This window comes from Neisseria sp. P0020.S005 (genome assembly GCF_051957055.1).
Lineage (GTDB): Bacteria > Pseudomonadota > Gammaproteobacteria > Burkholderiales > Neisseriaceae > Neisseria > Neisseria subflava_A.
The window spans coordinates 169025-187406 of record NZ_JBQCWV010000003.1 but is presented as its reverse complement, the minus strand read 5'-3'; the positions used below and the strand labels follow the sequence as shown (position 1 = coordinate 187406).

At 49.0% G+C, this 18382-nt stretch carries 11 protein-coding genes, 1 tRNA gene and 1 pseudogene; 5 read left to right on the top strand and 8 right to left on the bottom strand.

Features of this window, described 5'->3' with window-relative positions:
* Positions 1–127: 127 nt before the first annotated feature.
* The 4 genes from ACTHTU_RS04095 to ACTHTU_RS04080 all read right to left on the bottom strand — a co-directional run bounded on the left by ACTHTU_RS04095 (position 128) and on the right by ACTHTU_RS04080 (position 10041).
* The gene (locus tag ACTHTU_RS04095) at positions 128–2608 is read right to left on the bottom strand and encodes a glycogen/starch/alpha-glucan phosphorylase (RefSeq protein ID WP_440361831.1); all 2481 of its coding nucleotides are present in this window, start codon (positions 2606–2608) and stop codon (positions 128–130) included.
* A 315-nt stretch (positions 2609–2923) separates the two neighbouring features.
* Positions 2924–4909 (bottom strand): glycogen debranching protein GlgX, encoded by a 1986-nt coding sequence (gene glgX, locus ACTHTU_RS04090; RefSeq protein ID WP_440361830.1) that lies wholly within the window; start codon positions 4907–4909, stop codon positions 2924–2926.
* Between the two features lie 145 nt (positions 4910–5054).
* Entirely contained in the window at positions 5055–9341 is a 4287-nt protein-coding gene (glgB, locus tag ACTHTU_RS04085; RefSeq protein ID WP_440361829.1) for a 1,4-alpha-glucan branching protein GlgB, read from the bottom strand.
* A 217-nt stretch (positions 9342–9558) separates the two neighbouring features.
* On the bottom strand, positions 9559–10041 hold the full coding sequence (locus ACTHTU_RS04080) for an FKBP-type peptidyl-prolyl cis-trans isomerase (protein ID WP_003683125.1): 483 nt from the start codon (positions 10039–10041) through the stop codon (positions 9559–9561).
* 508 nt (positions 10042–10549) lie between these two features.
* Here ACTHTU_RS04080 and ACTHTU_RS04075 point away from each other — a divergent pair.
* Together ACTHTU_RS04075 and ACTHTU_RS04070 are read left to right on the top strand one after the other, a co-directional pair.
* The gene (locus tag ACTHTU_RS04075) at positions 10550–10825 is read left to right on the top strand and encodes a hypothetical protein (protein ID WP_440361828.1); all 276 of its coding nucleotides are present in this window, start codon (positions 10550–10552) and stop codon (positions 10823–10825) included.
* A 95-nt stretch (positions 10826–10920) separates the two neighbouring features.
* Positions 10921–12294, top strand: a complete 1374-nt coding sequence (locus ACTHTU_RS04070) for an FAD-binding oxidoreductase (RefSeq protein WP_440361827.1) — start codon at positions 10921–10923, stop codon at positions 12292–12294.
* A 54-nt stretch (positions 12295–12348) separates the two neighbouring features.
* Here the strand turns inward: ACTHTU_RS04070 and ACTHTU_RS04065 are convergent, their stop codons facing one another.
* Positions 12349–13179, bottom strand: coding sequence for a symmetrical bis(5'-nucleosyl)-tetraphosphatase (locus ACTHTU_RS04065; RefSeq protein ID WP_440361826.1), 831 nt, complete (start codon positions 13177–13179; stop codon positions 12349–12351).
* A 69-nt stretch (positions 13180–13248) separates the two neighbouring features.
* On the bottom strand, positions 13249–13638 hold the full coding sequence (locus ACTHTU_RS04060) for a RidA family protein (protein WP_440361825.1): 390 nt from the start codon (positions 13636–13638) through the stop codon (positions 13249–13251).
* Between the two features lie 170 nt (positions 13639–13808).
* Here ACTHTU_RS04060 and yaaA point away from each other — a divergent pair, with 170 nt between their 5' ends.
* Entirely contained in the window at positions 13809–14588 is a 780-nt protein-coding gene (gene yaaA, locus ACTHTU_RS04055) for a peroxide stress protein YaaA (RefSeq protein ID WP_440361824.1), read from the top strand.
* 79 nt (positions 14589–14667) lie between these two features.
* A tRNA-Ser gene (locus tag ACTHTU_RS04050) sits at positions 14668–14758 on the top strand.
* Positions 14759–15001: 243 nt separating this feature from the next.
* Here ACTHTU_RS04050 and ACTHTU_RS04045 read toward each other — a convergent pair.
* Positions 15002–15212, bottom strand: a pseudogene (locus ACTHTU_RS04045) (IS30 family transposase); the annotation flags it as partial.
* 195 nt (positions 15213–15407) lie between these two features.
* On the opposite strand from ACTHTU_RS04045, the gene ACTHTU_RS04040 reads away from it, so the two are divergent.
* Positions 15408–16685 carry an O-acetylhomoserine aminocarboxypropyltransferase/cysteine synthase family protein gene (locus ACTHTU_RS04040; protein WP_049335542.1) on the top strand — a complete coding sequence of 426 codons (1278 nt, stop codon included), beginning with the start codon at positions 15408–15410 and terminating at the stop codon, positions 16683–16685.
* Between the two features lie 79 nt (positions 16686–16764).
* Here the strand turns inward: ACTHTU_RS04040 and ACTHTU_RS04035 are convergent, their stop codons facing one another.
* The gene (locus ACTHTU_RS04035; RefSeq protein ID WP_049335541.1) at positions 16765–18369 is read right to left on the bottom strand and encodes an ABC transporter ATP-binding protein; all 1605 of its coding nucleotides are present in this window, start codon (positions 18367–18369) and stop codon (positions 16765–16767) included.
* Positions 18370–18382: the final 13 nt, after the last annotated feature.

The following is an 18382-nucleotide window of genomic DNA, read 5'->3' as shown; positions in this document are numbered from 1 at the left end:
TTGAGTCATTTCGAAATACGCTAAAACAGCGATACAACCATACTGTTTTACTCGTTTCTATTTCATGCCGTCTGAAAAAAGCCGATACACCTTTCCGATGTATCGGCTTTCGCTATCTGCTCAACGCTTAATTTCTGCTGGGCAATTCTTTTTCGCTCAATGGTTTGATGTACCAAATATCGCGGCAGTAGTCGGCGATGGAGCGGTCGGATGAGAAGAAGCCCATGTTGGCGATGTTGATCAAGGCTGATTTGCGCCATGCGGATACGTTGCGGTAGTGCTCGTCCGCTTTGTATTGCGTGTCGATGTAGCTGCGGAAATCGGCCATCAGTTGATAGAAGTCGCCGTATGGTTGCAACACGTCGTTGTAGCGGTTTGGCTCTTCCGGAGAGAAAGTGCCTTGGCTGATTTGGTTGACGACGCGGCGCAGGTCGCTGTCTCGCTCGATATAGCTCAATGGGTCATAACCGTTGCGGCGGATTTCTTCGACTTGCTCGACGGTGTTACCGAAGATATAGCAGTTGTCCGCGCCGACTTTTTCCAAAATCTCAACGTTCGCTCCGTCCAGTGTACCCATACAGATTGCGCCGTTGAGGGCGAATTTCATGTTGCTGGTACCGGATGCTTCTGTACCTGCCAGTGAAATCTGTTCGTGCAAATCGGCGGCTGGGATGATGATTTGGGCAAGGCTGACGCTGTAATTCGGGATGTAAACGACTTTAATCAGGTCGCGGATACGGGTGTCGTTGTTGATGACTTTGGCAACGTCGTTAATCAGTCGGATGATTTTCTTCGCCATGTAATAGGCGGAAGCGGCTTTACCGGCAAAGATGAACACACGCGGCTGCCAATCGAAATCCGAGTTTTCCAAGATTTTGTTATAACGGTCGACAATGTGCATCACGTTCAATGCTTGACGTTTGTACTCGTGGATACGTTTGATTTGGATGTCGAAAAGTGCATCGGTGTTAACTTTGATACCCAGCTCAGTTTCGATGTATTTGGCAAGGCGATCTTTGGCGGCTTTTTTCACTTCACCGAATTCTGCCTGTACGGAAGCATCGTCTACTTTGTCGTTGAGCTTGGTCAGGTTGTCCAAATGCAGACGCCAGTCTTCGTCGCCCAGATGTTTGTCCAAGAATTTGGTCAAGCCCGGGTTAGCGATGTTGATCCAGCGGCGCGGGGTTACGCCGTTGGTTACGTTGGTAAAGCGTTCTGGGAATATTTTGGCAAAGTCGGCAAAGATGGATGTGGTCATCAAATCGGAGTGGATTTTTGCCACGCCGTTGACTTTGTGCGAACCGATCACGGCAAGCCATGCCATGCGGACGCGACGGCCGTGGGTTTCATCAATGATGGATACGCGGCGGACAAAGTCGTCGTCGAAGTTGCCGATGGCACGTAAGGCATTGAGGAAGTAGGCGTTGATTTCAAAGATGATGTCCAAGTGGCGCGGCAGCAGACGGCCCATCAGGTCAACCTGCCAAGTTTCCAAGGCTTCGCTCATCAATGTGTGGTTGGTGTAAGAGAAAATCTTACAACACATATTCCATGCTTCAGTCCATGCGATGCCCTCTTCATCAATCAGGATGCGCATCAATTCAGGAATAGCGAGCACCGGATGGGTGTCGTTCAAGTGGATGGCGACTTCGTCTGCCAAAGTGCGGATGCTTGGGAAACGGCATTTGTGGCGGGCAACAATGTCTTGAACAGAAGCGGAAACCAAGAAGTATTCTTGCTTCAGGCGCAATTCGCGGCCGGAATCGGTAGAGTCGTTCGGATACAGAACGCGTGAGATGTTTTCGTCGCTGTTTTGTGCGCGAACGGCAGAGGCATAATCGCCTCGGTTGAAGTCGGCAAGGTCGAACAGGTTGCCTGCGTGTGCAGTCCACAAGCGCAATGGGTTGGCACATTCGCCGCCATAGCCCGGAATAATTTCATCGTATGCCCAAGCGGAGATTTCTTCGCTCGGCTGCCATTCTTTTTTGTTGCCCAAGTTCAACACTTGACCGCCGAAACGGACGGAATATTGTTTGTTCGGACGGGCAAATTGCCATGCCAAATCTTGGTCGAGCCACAAATCGGGTTTTTCAACTTGTTGGCCATCCACGATTTCTTGTTTGAACATACCGTATTGGTAACGGATGCCGTAGCCCATGGCCGGAATGCGCAGGGTTGCCAAAGAGTCGAGGAAGCAGGCGGCCAGACGGCCCAAACCGCCATTACCCAAACCCGGATCTTCTTCTTGTTCGCAAACATCGGCAAATTCTTTGCCCAGTTGCTTGAAGGCTTCTTCAAATTCGGCGTAAACGCCTTCGTTAATCAGCGCGTTGACAAACGAACGTCCAAGCAGGAATTCCATAGACAGGTAATAAACCATGCGTTTGCTGTTATCGATGTGGGCGCGGCGTGTTTTGAGGAAATCTTCCGCAATCAGGTCACGCGCGGCAAGCATGGCGGCGTTGAGCCATTGGTGTGAAGTTGCCTCCTTCGGATCTACGCCCAAGATGAAAATCAGCTTGTAAACGATGGACTTGCGGATGGTTTCGGCGTCCGGTTTAGGCATTACATAATCGTAACCGGAGATGGGGAGTTTTTTCTTAGCCATGGAAGCCTTTCTCTAGCGTGAGGCACTGGACAACGCGCCTGATGGTTTTATTAAAAACAACGAAACTCGGTTTTCAGACGGCCTGACAACGGCAACAGGCCGTCTGAAAGGAATGGTGCGTAGATTTGTTACAAACTAAGGAGATTATAGCGGAAAGATTCAAAAAAAAGGATATATTTTTCTTTATAAAACATTCAATTAACAATTAAACCATTCATCATCTTATCGGCATTTTCAATTTATACTACCAAGCTAAAAATGAACAAATATCGACAAAATATCAAAGAGTTAATCAATCAATAGTTTAATTCTCATTTAATTTGTTTTATGTAAAATCCAAATCCCCATATGCTCAACAACACATTTTCCTGATTCTTCGTAATTAAATTTCTCAGATGGTACGCAAGAAATTTCCCAATTGCCTTGAGGCAGGTTAAATAACTGACGACTACGTTTGGCATTGACCAACAGCAGCCATTTATCGTCCAAAACAATCTGAATCGCCTTGCTGCCCCTGTTGTGCCAACAATATTCCGTCATCGGGCTGCCATCAGCATTGAGCCATTGCACACGCTCTTTTTCCCACCAGCAATCATCTGTCAGCAACTTGATTTGACTTCGGACGCGTATCAGCTCTTGAGTGTAATTCTGCAACATATGGGACTCATTTTGCCAATCCAACCATGTAATCGGATTATCTTGGCAGTAGCTGTTGTTGTTGCCGTGCTGACTGTTGCCAAACTCATCGCCGGCCAAAAGCATGGGCGTACCGTTGGATAAAAATAAGGAGGCAAGCAGCGCTTTGGAAGTGTATTCGCGGTTGAGCAAAACTTCTTCATCATCAGTTTCGCCTTCTACGCCGTGGTTGTAGCTGATGTTTTCATTATGCCCGTCGCGGTTGTTTTCGCCGTTCGCTTCGTTGTGTTTCTCGTTGTAGCTGACCAAATCGCGCAGAGTGAAGCCGTCGTGTGCAGTGATGAAGTTGATACTGGCAGACGGGTGGCGGCCGCTGTGGTTGAAAATATCGGACGACCCGGCCAAACGTTCGGCAAATGCGCCCAAATTGCCACTTTCCCATGACCAAAACGCGCGCATATCATCGCGGAAACGGCCGTTCCATTCGGCAAAAGGTTGAGGGAAATTGCCCAAGTGATAGCCGCCCTCGCCGATGTCCCATGCTTCGACAATCAGTTTCAAGCCGGCCAAAACCGGGTCTTGATACAGGACTTGGAAAAAACGGCCATACGATTGGAAATCGGGTTCGCGTCCCAATACGGTTCCCAAGTCGAAACGAAAGCCGTCGACATGAAACTCTTCGGCCCAATAGCGCAAGCTGTCTGCCGCCCAACGGGTAACGTCGCGCCGGACAATATTGAGCGTATTGCCGCAACCCGACCAGTTTTCATAATTGCCGTAAGGGGTGTGCCAATACCATAAGGTGTTGTCGATACCGCGCTGACACAGCATCGGTCCTTTGTCGTCCTGCTCTGCCGTGTGGTTGTACACGACATCTAAAATCACTTCCAAACCTGCCTGATGCAGGGCTTTGACCGCTTGTTTAAACTCCGCCGTCGCACGCTCGGGATTATCGGCATAAGACGGCTCGACGGCAAAGTGGGAATAAGTGTTGTAGCCCCAATAATTGCTCAAGCCCATCTGCTGAAGATGGTATTCGTCCAGATGATAATGAATCGGCAGCAGCTCGACCGTCGTCACCCCCAATTCTTGCAAATAGGCCAAAACCCGTTTATCACTCAAGGCTTTATAAGTGCCTGCGTACTTCAAATCGGGGAACTGCTTGGTAAACCCTTTGACATGGGCTTCATAAATAACGGTTTTGCCCCACGGTATTTCCGGACGGCAATCTTTGGCCCAATTAAATCGGCTGCGTCCGATCACGACGCTTTTCGGCGCAACGGCGGCATTGTCGCGTTCATCTTCCGGCCTGAACCATGCCATTTCTTCGGCGGTACGGTAGCTTGGTTTGCCGTCAATTTTTTTGGAATACGGGTCAATCAGCAATTTGTTGGGATTAAAACATGAGCCGTATTCTGCGTTTTCACGTCCATACACGCGAAAACCGTATCGCTGCCCTGCCTTAACGTCCGGCACAAATCCGTAAAATACCGAACCGCGCCGCGAAGGCATCTCCAAACGGGTTTCTTTATCCTTATCAAACAGACACAATTCGACCTTTTCGGCATTGATGGAAAACAAGGTGAAATTCGCGCCCTTGCTCGTCAGGGTCGCGCCCATGGGATAAGGCTTGCCTTCCTCGATATGCCATGATTTGGCAGTCATAGAATGATTCCTTGGTATGTATTTGGTTTCGTGTCCAATATAAGGCCGTCTGAAAATCTTTCAGACGGCCTTGAGTCATATTGATACCACTATCTTTTAATTTTCAGCTGTTTAGGCAAGCATGATGCCCACCCTCAAAGTTGATTTACGCTTCTTCTTTGACTGCCGCCTGATACAGGTACACGGTTGCCAACGGCGGTACGGTAACAGACAGGGAATTTGGTTTGCCATGCGACCAAACTTCTTCTGTCTCCACCGTTGCGCCAGCAGAAACGCCGCTACCTTTGTAATGCAGGTCGTCTGAATTGAGGATTTCGCGGTATTCGCCGGCAGAGTTCACGCCGAAACGGTAGCCTTCGCGTACTACTGGTGTGAAGTTGCTGATGACGATAACGCGGTTGCCTTCGCGGTCGCGGCGCTCGAAAACGAATACGGAATTGTCGCCGTCATCGGCAACCAGCCACTCAAAGCCTTCAGGCCATTGGTCTAATTGGTAAAGCGGCGCAGTGTCTTTATAGACATGGTTCAACTCGCGCACAAAGTCTTGTACGCCTTTGTGCCAGCCGCCTTCTTGGTCGAGCAGGAACCAATCCAGTCCTTCGTTGTAGTTCCACTCGCGGCCTTGTGCAAACTCGTTGCCCATAAACAAGAGTTTTTTGCCGGGAAAGCCGTACATAAAGCCGTAGTAGGCGCGCAGGTTGGCGAATTGCTGCCAGCAGTCACCGGGCATACGTCCGAGCAGCGAACGTTTGCCGTGCACAACTTCATCGTGTGAAAGTGGCAGCACAAAGTTTTCGCTGTATTGGTACATCATGCCGAAGGTCATTTTGTTGTGGTGATATTTGCGGTTGATGGGGTCTTCCATCATGTAACGCAAAGTATCGTTCATCCAGCCCATATTCCATTTGAAGCTGAAGTTCAAACCTTCTTGACGGGTGACGTTGGCGAATGATGTAGATTCTTCGGCGATTTCAGTCGCAGCCGGAACTTCCTCTTTCAACATGGTGTTGGTATCGCGCAGGAAAGCGATGGCTTCAAGGTTTTCATGGCCGCCGTATTGGTTCGGAATCCACTCGCCGTCTTTGCGTGAATAGTTGCGGTAAATCATCGAAGCCACCGCGTCAACGCGGATACCGTCAAAGCCAAAACGTTCTATCCAATACAGGGCGTTGCCTTGCAGGAAGTTTTTCACTTCATTTCTGCCGAAGTTGTAAATCAAAGTGTTCCAGTCTTGGTGGTAGCCTTCGCGCGGATCGGCGTGTTCGTACAGCGCGGTTCCGTCAAACTTGGCCAGGCCGTGATCATCGGTTGGGAAATGGCCGACTACCCAGTCGAGGATAACGCTGATACCCTCGTCGTGTGCGGCTTTAATCAATGCGCGCAAGTCTTCCGGAGAACCAAAACGGCTGGTCGGCGCATACAAACCGGTTGCCTGATAGCCCCATGAGCCGTCAAACGGATATTCGGAAACAGGCAGGAACTCGATATGGGTAAAGCCCATGTCTTTGACGTATGCGACCAATTCTTTGGCGAGCTCTTCGTAAGTCAACCAGAAATTGTTTTCCGGATTGCGCTTCCACGAACCCAAATGCACTTCATAAATGCTGATCGGTGCATCAATGGCGTTGGCACGGGCTTGGAAGGCCGGTTCTTCGACTTCGTCAGGCAAACCGCGCACGATAGATGCCGTGGTCGGGCGTAGTTCCGCACCAAAAGCATACGGGTCGGCTTTTTCGCGCACATCGCCGTTGGCATCGCGGATTTCAAATTTGTAGAGGGCATTGAGTTTGACAGCAGGAATGAAGATGTCCCAAATGCCGTTGTCGCGGTGAAAACGCATCACATGGCGGCGGCCGTCCCAGTTGTTGAACTCGCCGATGACGGAAACACGTTGCGCATTTGGCGCCCAGACGGCAAAGCGTACGCCTTTTACGCCATCCAACTCGGCAAAATGCGCGCCTAAAGTCTCATAAGGACGCAGGTGTTTGCCTTCGGCCAACAGCCAAGAATCCATGTCTTGCAACGCAGAGCTGAAATGATAAGGGTCTTCTTCAATTACAGGCTCGGAGTCTTCGGCATAACGGATACTCAAAGCGTAATCGGGCGCATCATCGGGCAAAACAGCCACAAAGAAACCGCGTTCATCAATTTTTTCAGACGGCACAATGAGTTCGCCGCTGCGGCGGTTCACGATATCCACGCTTACTGCGCCGGGAATCAAAACGCGTACCACTTCATCGCCCTCTGCAAGGCGGTGTCGTCCCAAATAAGCGAACACATCGCTATGGGTGGCAAGAAACAGGCTTTCGACCGTATCGCGCTCGATTTGGTCAAGTTCATGATAAGTCTTGATTTGGCTGTTTGTTTTCATGCGTACCTCGTCAATAATGGCAAGTTGGCCGCCCATGAGGCGGTGTTGTAGGAAATCTTCCAAAGAAACCGGCATTTTTTGCGCCCAGTTCAGATAGCCTTTGGTTACACCCGGGACATTCAGATTGTCAATGACGCCCAGCAGGTTTTCCAGTTGTACGGCGTAAAGCTTGCTGCGGCTCAATGCGCCGTATTTGTGCAAAGCCGCCAGCAAGGTTTCATCGGCTTTTGCCGGCATTTGTACGTCTGCACCCAGACAGCCGGTATATTTCAATTTATCCAGCAAATCGGCTTTATCGTGTTCGCGCTCATCCAAAGCCGTCTGAAAAGCGGCTGCATCATGCAAAGTACCGAGTTTGAACATCGTATCCAAATCTTTGCCTGTCCAATAGCCCGCCAAGGGCGCAACATCGTGGGTACTGATGACCGTAATCGCCTGCTCGGGGTATTCTTCCGGCAATTGGAAACCGTTCCAGCCCTTGCTGAAATACATTACTTTGTAAGAGAAAACCTGATAGCGGTTGAGCAGATGGCGGGCTTCGTCCGGTACCGTACCCAAATCCTCGCCGATGATGACGCAACGGTTGCGCCGGCTTTCCAACGCCAAAATAGCAAACATCACTTCGGCATCGTAATGCACATACGCGCCGAAATCTGCTGTTTTATCGTTTAAAACCCACCACAAACGACACAATGCCATCACATGGTCAATCCGCAATACGCCATACAGGCGCATGTTTTCGCGCAACAGATGGGCAAACTTTTCATAGCCCGTATGCTTCAACATCAACGGATTAAGCGGCGGCAAATCCCAATTCTGCCCTGTCGGCCCCAAAGGATCGGGCGGCGCGCCGACTGACAAGTCCATACAATAATCTTGACGGTTTAACCAAGTATCCGCGCTGCCTCGCGCCACGCCAACCGCCAAATCGCCGTAAATGCCGAGTTTGACACCGTATTCGGCAGCGGCTTGGTTGACTTCGCGCAACTGCTCCGCACAAAGCCATTGCAGCCACATATAAAAACGGATTTCACGCTCATGACTGCGCGCAAATTTTTCTACTGCTTCGCTATCAGGTTGATGAAATTCAGACGGCCATGACTGCCAACCCACTTGTCCGGGACGGCTGTAATACTGGCCCAAAGCCTCAAACAAACCGAAGCCCTGCAAAGCCTCGCCTTTGTCCGCAACAAATGCTTCAAATGCAGCGCGTTCATTTTCTGCAGCTTCGCAAGTATCCTGTTCAAAAGCGTTGAACGCCATGTGCAACGCATCACGCTTGCATGCCCAAACCGCCGTATAAGTCACCGTTTCCGTAACACGCAAAGCGGCAATGCGCTGACGGATTTTCGGTTGTGCCAGCCAGTTTTTCAGTTGCTCGTTATAAGTAAACGCACCGACTTTTTCGATATCCAAATAAATGGGATTGAGCCATTCGCGCGAAGAAGGGCTATACGGGCTGGCAAAGGCAGGTTTGCTGGTAAACAAGGCATGCAAAGGATTGATACCGACAAAATCCAGCTTTTTCTCTGCTGCATATTTCATCAGGTTCAGCAAATCGGTAAAGTCGCCTATGCCCCAGTTGCGCTCGGAACGTAGGCTGTACAAATGCATGGTCAAACCATTCATCCGACCGCCATTGGCAAGCAGTTTAGGCTGATAAACCGATTCAGGCGCAACAATCAGGCGCACAAGGCGACATTTGCCGCCGGTCTCGGCCGACAAGGTGTAATAACCGCAAGCCAGTTGGGGCAGCTTAATCCAAAGCGTATCGTTGTCGCCCGGATATAAAGTCAAGTTCTGGCACTCATCCGCCTCATCACTCAATACGACCGCTTCTGCACCATGAAATTCAGACGGCATCTGTAAAGATTCTTCACCGTTTTCATGCGCGACCATCGTATTCAGATAAAGGCCGTCTGAATCCGGTTTGCTTTTGTCCAAAACAGCAACGATCGATTCCAAAACCTCAGGTTTGGTCGCATGATATGTACCGTTGATGTCGTGGTAGCCTAAATCAATACCGGCCTCTAGAGCCTGCTGCTCCAATGTCTCACTCATTGCATTCTGCCTGTTTTACCAATATCTGAATCTTAATACAGATCTTGTCGCACCGTTACATGTAATTCATTGTAGTCTCTAACAAAATCCATATTTCCCTGTTTGATTTGACCTGCGCCAAAATTTCCTATTTATCTGTCTTGTAAAAACTTAAAGGCCGTCTGAAAAGGAAGGTTACATTCCTTTTCAGACGGCCTTTATCATGCTTCAAGCCTGATTAGTGGTGGTGATGACCGTGCGGACCGTGTACGTGACCGTGGGCAATTTCTTCCTCAGTCGCATCGCGCACGCCCTCAACAGTCGCTTTGAACAATACTTTCATACCGGCCAAAGGATGGTTGCCGTCCACCACGGCTTTGCCGTCGGCAACATCGGTTACACGATAAATCAATACATCGCCGGTTTCCGGATCATCGGCTTCAAACATCATGCCGACTTCAACTTCAACAGGGAACACGCTGACATCTTCAATGCGCACCAGCTCAGGATCTTGTTCGCCGAAAGCATCATCAGGCGACAAAGCCACTTCGACGGTATCGCCTACATTTTTGCCGTGCAACGCTTCTTCCACCAAAGGGAAAATACCGTCATAACCGCCATGCAAGTAAGCAATCGGCTCTTCGGTTTTGTCCAACAACTGGTTGTTTGCATCATACATTTCATAATGCAGGGAAACTACGGAATTTTTAACAATAGACATCATGTCGTCCTTAATCAATATTTAAAAGTCAGGTTCAGGCTATTCTATCACAGCTGTAACTAAACAATCGGTTTACCTTAAACAAATACTTTTGGTGAACACAACAAAACCGAAAAAGTCCATATAAAAAACAAAATTGAATGATTCCAATCCATAAAAGTTGCTTTTTCACAACACAAAGTTGCTAAATTACAAAAAAATCCCCAAACGCAAAAACATTCCAAACCCTTAAATCCAACAACAGTTAAAAATAATCAAGCTATTGAATAAAAATGATTTTTAAAATTTTCATTAATTATGAATATTTTTAGATTATTTTTTACCTACTCCCCTGATTTACATTATTTTCGCTAATTTTGTATTGATTTTAGTATGCAAACGGTTAAGCAACGTTGCATTGACCAACCCCGTGGGGCATAATAACGAAAAATTCAGCAATGAATTTCTACTGTACAGGCCGTTTGACGGCTATTTTTAGTTTAAATCGATTTAAAAAAGGTCCTCAAAAATGAAAAAATCTCTGTTCGCTGCTGCTTTGTTGTCTTTAGCTTTGGCCGCTTGTGGCGGTGCTGATAAAGCTGCTGAAACTGCTGCTTCTGCCGCATCTGCTGCTTCTGAAGCCGCTGCTTCTGCTACTGAAGCTGCTGCATCTGCTGCTGAAGCTACCGAAGCTGCTGCTACTGAAGCTGCTGCATCTGCTTCTGAAGCCGCTGCTTCTGCTACTGAAGCTGCTGCTTCTGCTGCTGAAGCCGCTGCGTCTGCCGCTTCTGAAGCTGCTAAATAATATTCTTTTGAATATAAGAAAGGCAGGATACCATTGCGTATCCTGCTTTTTTACATTCTTCACACTCCACTTCCCAACTTTTCCGCCTGACTGCCATGCACCTTCACGACCGTTTTGCTGAGTTTCTTTCCGCCTCTGAAATCATCGAAGCCACTCCGGCCTTGTTAAACGACCAACGCCGTCGTTTTGTTTCTTCGCCGGATATTGTCTTACAGCCGAACTCTGTCGAAAGTGTGCAGAAAATCATGCGTTTCTGTTTTGAAAACCGCATCCGCGTAACCCCGCAAGGCGGCAATACCGGATTATGCGGCGCAACGGTAACCAGCGAAGGCGTACTGCTCAATCTCTCCAAGCTCAACCGTATCCGCGATATCAACCTTGCCGACAACAGCATGACGGTTGAAGCAGGCGTGATTTTGCAAAATGCTCAAAAGGCGGCAGCCGAAGTCGGACGACTGTTTCCGCTCAGCCTGGCCAGCGAAGGCTCTTGCCAAATCGGCGGCAATATCGCCTGTAATGCCGGCGGTTTGAATGTCTTGCGTTATGGCAGCATGCGTGATTTGGTATTGGGTTTGGAAGTCGTTTTACCAAACGGCGAACTGGTTTCCCACCTTCAGCCCCTGCACAAAAACACGACCGGCTACGACTTGCGCCATCTTTTTATCGGCAGCGAAGGAACATTGGGCATCATTACCGCCGCCACACTCAAACTCTTTGCCCAGCCCAAAACCAAAGCGACCGCATGGGTAGGTTTAGACGATATTGAATCCGCCGTCTCGCTTTTAACTGCTGTGCAAGGTCATTTTGCCGAGCGCTTGACCAGCTTCGAGCTGATCAGCCGCTTTGCCCTCGATTTATCTTCAGAATTCAGCCAACTCAAAAAGCCTGCCGATGCGGAATGGCATATTTTGATTGAACTTGCAGATTCCCTTCCCGAGGCCGGACTGGATGAAAAACTTGCCGAATTTCTCTATCAAAACGGCTGGGAAAACAGTATCTTGGCGCAATCCGAGCAAGAGCGCTCCGACTTATGGACCTTGCGTGAAAATATTTCCGCTTCCCAACGCAAACTCGGTACCAGCATCAAACACGACATCGCCGTCCCTATCGCCCAAGTGGCCGCCTTTGTCCGCCAATGCGCTCCTGCCCTGGAAATCCGTTTTCCCGGCATACAAATTGTCTGCTTCGGACATTTGGGCGACGGCAGCCTGCATTACAATACATTCCTCCCCAACGTATTGAGCAACGAAGCCTACCAATACGAAGACGCCGTCAATACCATTGTTTATGAAAACATCCTTGCCTGCCACGGCACGATTGCCGCCGAACACGGCGTAGGCATCATCAAAAAACATTGGCTGCCCCGAGTGCGTACACAGGCCGAACTTGCTCTGATGCATGCCATCAAAAATCAGCTTGACCCTTACGGCATTATGAATCCGGGAAAACTCCTTCCTTCTTTGGATTAACCAATACAAAAAGGCCGTCTGAAACATTTCAGACGGCCTTTTATCTTATCCAAACTATTTTAATGCCGTTTTCCAGTCCAATCCGCCCAATGACGGTACCTGTATTACTTCGTTGGTATCCAAATTGACCGCTGTCAGCTCTCCGCCCCACAACGCGCCGGTATCCAAAGCAATTACTTGGTCTGTATTAACGTAGCCCAACGACGACCAATGCCCAAACACGGTAATATAATCCAAATTCTGCCTATCAGGCGCTTTAAACCAAGGGCGCAGGTAAAGCGGCATCTTCTTCAAAGTGGATTTATATTCGTAATCCAATTCGCCTTTGTACGTCAACGCACGCATACGGGTAAAGACATTGACAATCATCCGCAGGCGCTCGTAGCCGGTCAAATCATCCGTCCACGCAGTCGGCTTGTTGCCGTACATTTTGCCAAAAAATTTCCTGTATTTTTTACCTTGCAATTCAGCCTCGGCTTCACGGGCAAGGCTTTCGGCCTTATCAACCGACCATTGTGGCAAAATACCGGCATGCACCATCACATGCCTGTTGGCGCGCACCAAAAGCGGTTGATGACGCAGCCAGTCCAATAGGGATTGACTCTCGGGATGTGTCAAAATCGGCTCAACCGTATCGCTGCGCTTGAGCGTTCCTTCACCGCAACCGACGGCCAAAAGATGCAAGTCATGATTACCCAAAACCATTTGCACACTGCTGTCGTGCTCTTTGGCAAATTTCAGGGTTTCCAATGACTTCGGGCCGCGATTGACAATATCGCCGACCAGCCAAAGGGTGTCCGTACCATGATTAAAGCCGATTTTGGCAAGCAGCAAAGTCAACTCGTCAAAGCAGCCTTGAATGTCTCCGATTGCGTAATGTGCCATTATTATTGTTTTCCGTTGTTATTCTTTTCAGACGGCCTCAAGCCCAGCCCAGGCCGTCTGAAACATCAATTATGCGTTTAAAACCAATACTGCTTCCGCTTCAACCTGAACGCCTTTAGGCAGGCTGGCCACGCCAACCGCTGCACGCGCAGGGAAAGGTTGTGCAATAAATTCAGCCATCACTTCATTAAACACGGCAAAGTTGGCCAAATCGGTCAAATAAGCATTGAGTTTGACGATATCGTTTAAAGAACCGCCGGCCGCTTCGGCTACGGCCTGCAGGTTTTTAAATACTTGCACTGCTTCGGTGCGGAAGTCGCCATTACCGACCACAGTCATCGTGGCCGGATCCAAAGGAATCTGGCCGCTCATATAAACCGTATCGCCTGCGCGGACTGCTTGGCTGTATGCGCCAATTGCGGCAGGGGCTTTGTCGGTATGGATAATGGTTTTAGACATAATATTCTCCTCAAGTAGAAATGTCAGAAACAGGTGGAAGCTTCGAATTTTACTTTCAACAGAAATACGTTTCAATAAAAGCATTCAATTAATGCGTTTAGCCCGTCTTGTTCTTCCCCGATTTTAAACCTACAATCCCACACATTATTCATTTCAAAGCCGAAATTATTATGTTTTTTGTCTTATCCCCAGCCAAAAACCTCAACGAAAAAGACCCCTCCCCCGTCAGCAGCTTTACCCAGCCCGACCTTCTGCCCGAAGCGGAAATCCTGATGCAGGAATTACGCAAACTTGCCCCTCAACAAATCGCCGAGCTGATGCATGTTTCCGACAAAATCGCCCTGCTCAACGCCGAACGCAATGCCGTATGGCACACGCCGTTTACGCCTGAAAACGCCAAACAGGCTGTATTTATGTTCAACGGCGACGTCTATGAAGGCATCGCCGCCGATACGCTCAAACCGAAACAAATCGACTACCTGCAACAACACGTCCGTCTGCTCTCCGGCCTATACGGCGTACTGCGCCCGCTCGACTTGATGCAGCCCTACCGCTTGGAAATGGGCACAGCCTTTACCAACACGCGCGGCAAAAACCTCTACGAATTTTGGGGCGATAAAATCACCGACCTGCTCAACCAAACGCTGAAGCAGGCAGGCAGCGACGTTTTAATCAACCTCGCCTCACAAGAATATTTCAAATCCGTCAACACCAAAAAACTCAACGCACGCCTGATTACGCCGATTTTTAAAGACGAGAAAAACGGCAAATACAAAATCATCAGCTTCTACGCCAAGCGTGCGCGCGGTTTGATGGTGCGCTACGCGGCAGAACACGGCATTACCGAGCCTGAAATGCTCAAAAACTTCGACTACGAAGGCTATTCATTCAATGAAGCAGCTTCAAACGAAGCCGAATGGGTATTCATGCGTAAAGAACAATCTAAATAAAAACAGAATCCTAGATATTTTTTCTAAAATACCTCTTGGCAAAGGCCGTAAGTTCCATTAGTATTACGGCTTCAAGAACGGAAGCGTGGCAGAGCGGTTTAATGCAACGGTCTTGAAAACCGTCGAGGGTTGATAGCCCTCCGTGAGTTCGAATCTCACCGCTTCCGCCATTCTTGATATTTTTTATCCAGTAAAAATGAAATGCGAGACTTGATGATTCAAGTCTTTTTTTATTTTCAAATCCAAAGAATACCCAAGGGCCGTCTGAAACTTTCTATAACGCAGTTTCAGACGGCCTAAAACCTTTAAAACTCCCCCAAATCCCTAAAGTCCTACCCAGACATTTAGGAATTTGAGGGATTTTTGCCAAGGTCTCCGCTTTTCTAATCTTTGCCGTCAATGGTATCTGCCTACCCATCACCAATGCGGAATTTTTGCTCAACCATGTGGGGCTTTTCCTATGCCGACGCGATCGTGCATTTTGCCTCAGAGCCGTGTGCTGCCGTATCATTTGCGGTAGGGTTTGCTGCATATTCTGAGCTGTTGCCAAAGAGTACTGCCGTTGCTTTTATCTTGGAGAAGGTCGCGGTAAACGGCATTATGATGGGGTGTCATTCGATGATGGTGTGGTGGTAGGACAGGTCTTGAATGTGATATCGTTCTTCTTGGGTCAGTTGAGTGTCGCTCAGGGTAATCTTTCTTATAGGAAAGGCTGTATGCTGCTACATACCGAACTTTTCCGTTATGGAAAGTTTGCCCTTCAAATCCGAATCTGCTGGCCTCTATTTATCATTATTTAATCGCTACAAGGATATTTAAATGAAACGGGAAACCATTGCCCTGCATGCAGGCTATCAATCCGAACCAACTACCAAATCCGCTGCTGTCCCCATTTACCAAACCACTTCCTACACTTTCGACAACACGCAACACGGCGCAGACTTGTTCAACCTTGATGTAGCGGGCAATATCTACACCCGTATGATGAATCCGACCACTGCCGTTTTGGAAGAACGCGTTGCCCGTTTGGAAGGCGGTATCGCCGCATTGGCTGTCGCCAGCGGTATGGCGGCAATTACCTATGCCGTTCAAACCTTGGCTGAAGCAGGCGACAACATCATTGCAACCAAAACCCTCTACGGCGGCACATACAATTTCTTTGCTCACAGCCTGCCGCGCCAAGGCATAGAAGTACGCTTTATCGATCCGGCCAAACCCGAAGAAATCGCCGCCAATACCGACAGCCGCACCAAACTGGTGTATTGCGAATCTATCGGCAATCCTGCCATCAATGTCGTTGATATTCCAGCATTCGCCCAAGCCGCGCACGCTCAAGGGCTACCACTAATGGTGGACAACACCGTTGCTACGCCTACATTGTTCCGCCCGATAGAACACGGAGCCGACATTGTTATCCAATCTCTGACAAAATACATCGGCGGCCACGGCACAACGATTGGCGGTGCCATTATCGACGGCGGCAAATTCCAATGGGCAGGCAATCCGCGTTTTGAAAAAACCTTCAATCAGCCTGATCCGTCTTACCACGGCGTAAACTACTGCGAACATTTTGGTGCGGCAGCCTATATCGCCCGTGCCCGTGTCGTCCCATTGCGTAATACCGGTGCCGCCCTGTCTCCGCACAGCGCATTTTTACTGCTTCAAGGTTTGGAAACCCTCGCCCTGCGTATGGAACGTCATTGCGAAAACGCCCTAAAAGTAGCCGAATTCTTAAAGAAACATCCGCGGGTCGAATGGGTGAACTATCCTGCACTGCCTGACAGTCCGTATAAAGCTTTGATTGACCGCGACTACGGCGGAAAAGCCTCAGGTTTGCTGAGTTTTGGTATTAAAGGCGGTCGTGAAGCCGGCGCGAAATTCATTGACGCACTGCAACTCTTCCTGCGTTTGGTGAATATCGGCGATGCCAAATCGCTGGCTACCCATCCTGCCACAACGACCCACCGTCAGCTTGACGATGCAGAACTCGCCGCAGCAGGCGTCAGCCCCGACATGGTACGCCTGAGCGTGGGTATCGAGCATATCGACGATTTGCTTGCCGACTTGGCGCAGGCATTGGATGCCGTACAGGCATAAGCAATCGCTCATTAGATGAAAAAAGCCTCCGCTTAAAAAGGCCGTCTGAAAATTTCTTTTCAGACGGCCTTTTCCTTTTCTACAAATCAAATGCGGCGTTAATCAAACGTTTGGTGTAATCGTTTTGCGGATGGTGGAAAATCTGATCCGCGCTGCCGTACTCAACCATTTCGCCCTGCTTCATCACGATCACATTATCGCTAACGGCGCGCACGACAGACAAATCATGACTGATGAACATATAAGTCAGGCCGTATTTCTTTTGCAAATCGCGCAAAAGCTCGACTACTTTGGATTGTACGGAACGGTCAAGTGCAGAAGTCGGCTCGTCCAAAAGAATGAATTTCGGGCGCAGGATAACGGCGCGTGCAATAGCTATACGCTGACGCTGGCCGCCGGAGAATTCATGCGGATAACGGTTGAGCGCGTCAAGCGGCAGGGACACTTCCTTCATGACTTCCAAAACGCGCTGGATACGTTCTTTTTTAGTCATCTCAGGATGATGAACCGTCAAACCTTCACCAATAATTTCACCAACTGTAAGGCGTGGGGAAAGCGAACCGAACGGATCTTGGAACACAATTTGCCGTTGCGATTTCAGACGGCATGCTTCCTCGGCTGTATAGTTTTTCAGGTCTTTGCCTTCAAAGAAGATATGGCCGGTATAAGGCAGCATCTGCATGACGGCTTTGCCCAGCGTGGATTTTCCGGAACCGGACTCGCCGACAACGCCCAATGTTTCCCCTTCTTTTATTTTGAGGCTGATGCCTTTGACGGCGTCGAAAGTTTTGAGCGGCTTGCCAAAAAAGCTTTGCTTCAATACGAAAGAAACATTGACATTATCGGCATCGATTAACACACCGGCGTTGTTTTCTTCCGGCTCTTTCATGCCTTTGGGAATGGCATTGATGAGTTCGGCGGTATATTCGTGCTTCGGATGGGCAAAAACTTCTTTGATTTTGCCGCGCTCGACAATTTCTCCGTTGCGCATGACGCAGACGGTTTTGGAATAGTGTTCCGCCAAACCCAAATCGTGGGTAATGAAGATAATCGCCATGCCCATTTGCTGTTGCAAATCGTGGAGCAAATCGAGAATCTCGGCTTGAATGGTTACATCCAAAGCCGTGGTCGGTTCGTCGGCAATCAGCAGGTCAGGTTCATTAATGAGTGCCATGGCAATCATGATGCGTTGCAGCTGGCCGCCGGAAAACTCGTGTGGATATTGTTTCATGCGGCGTTCGGCTTCTTTGATGCCCACACGCTCCAACAATGCCAATGCCTTCAGCCCTGCTTCTTTGCGGCCGAGCTTTTTATTGTGCACACGCGCCGCTTCAATCAGTTGCGCACCGATACGCATAAACGGATTGAGCGAGGTCATCGGCTCTTGGAAAATCACGCTGATGCGGTTGCCGCGCAAATCACGCAGGGTTTTCTCATCGGCATCCAAAATGGAAATGCCGTCAAAAGTAATGCGCGAATCTTTGCCATAACGGGCAAACTTTTCAGGCAACAGGCGCATAACGGACATAGATGTTACAGACTTGCCCGAGCCGGACTCGCCGACCAAAGCCAATGTTTCGCCCTCTGCCACTTTAAAGCTGACATTACGCACGGCGTGCACGTTTTTTTCATGCAATTCAAAATTGATGTCCAGATTTTCTACAACCAGTAACTGTTTTGTCATTTTGATTATCCTT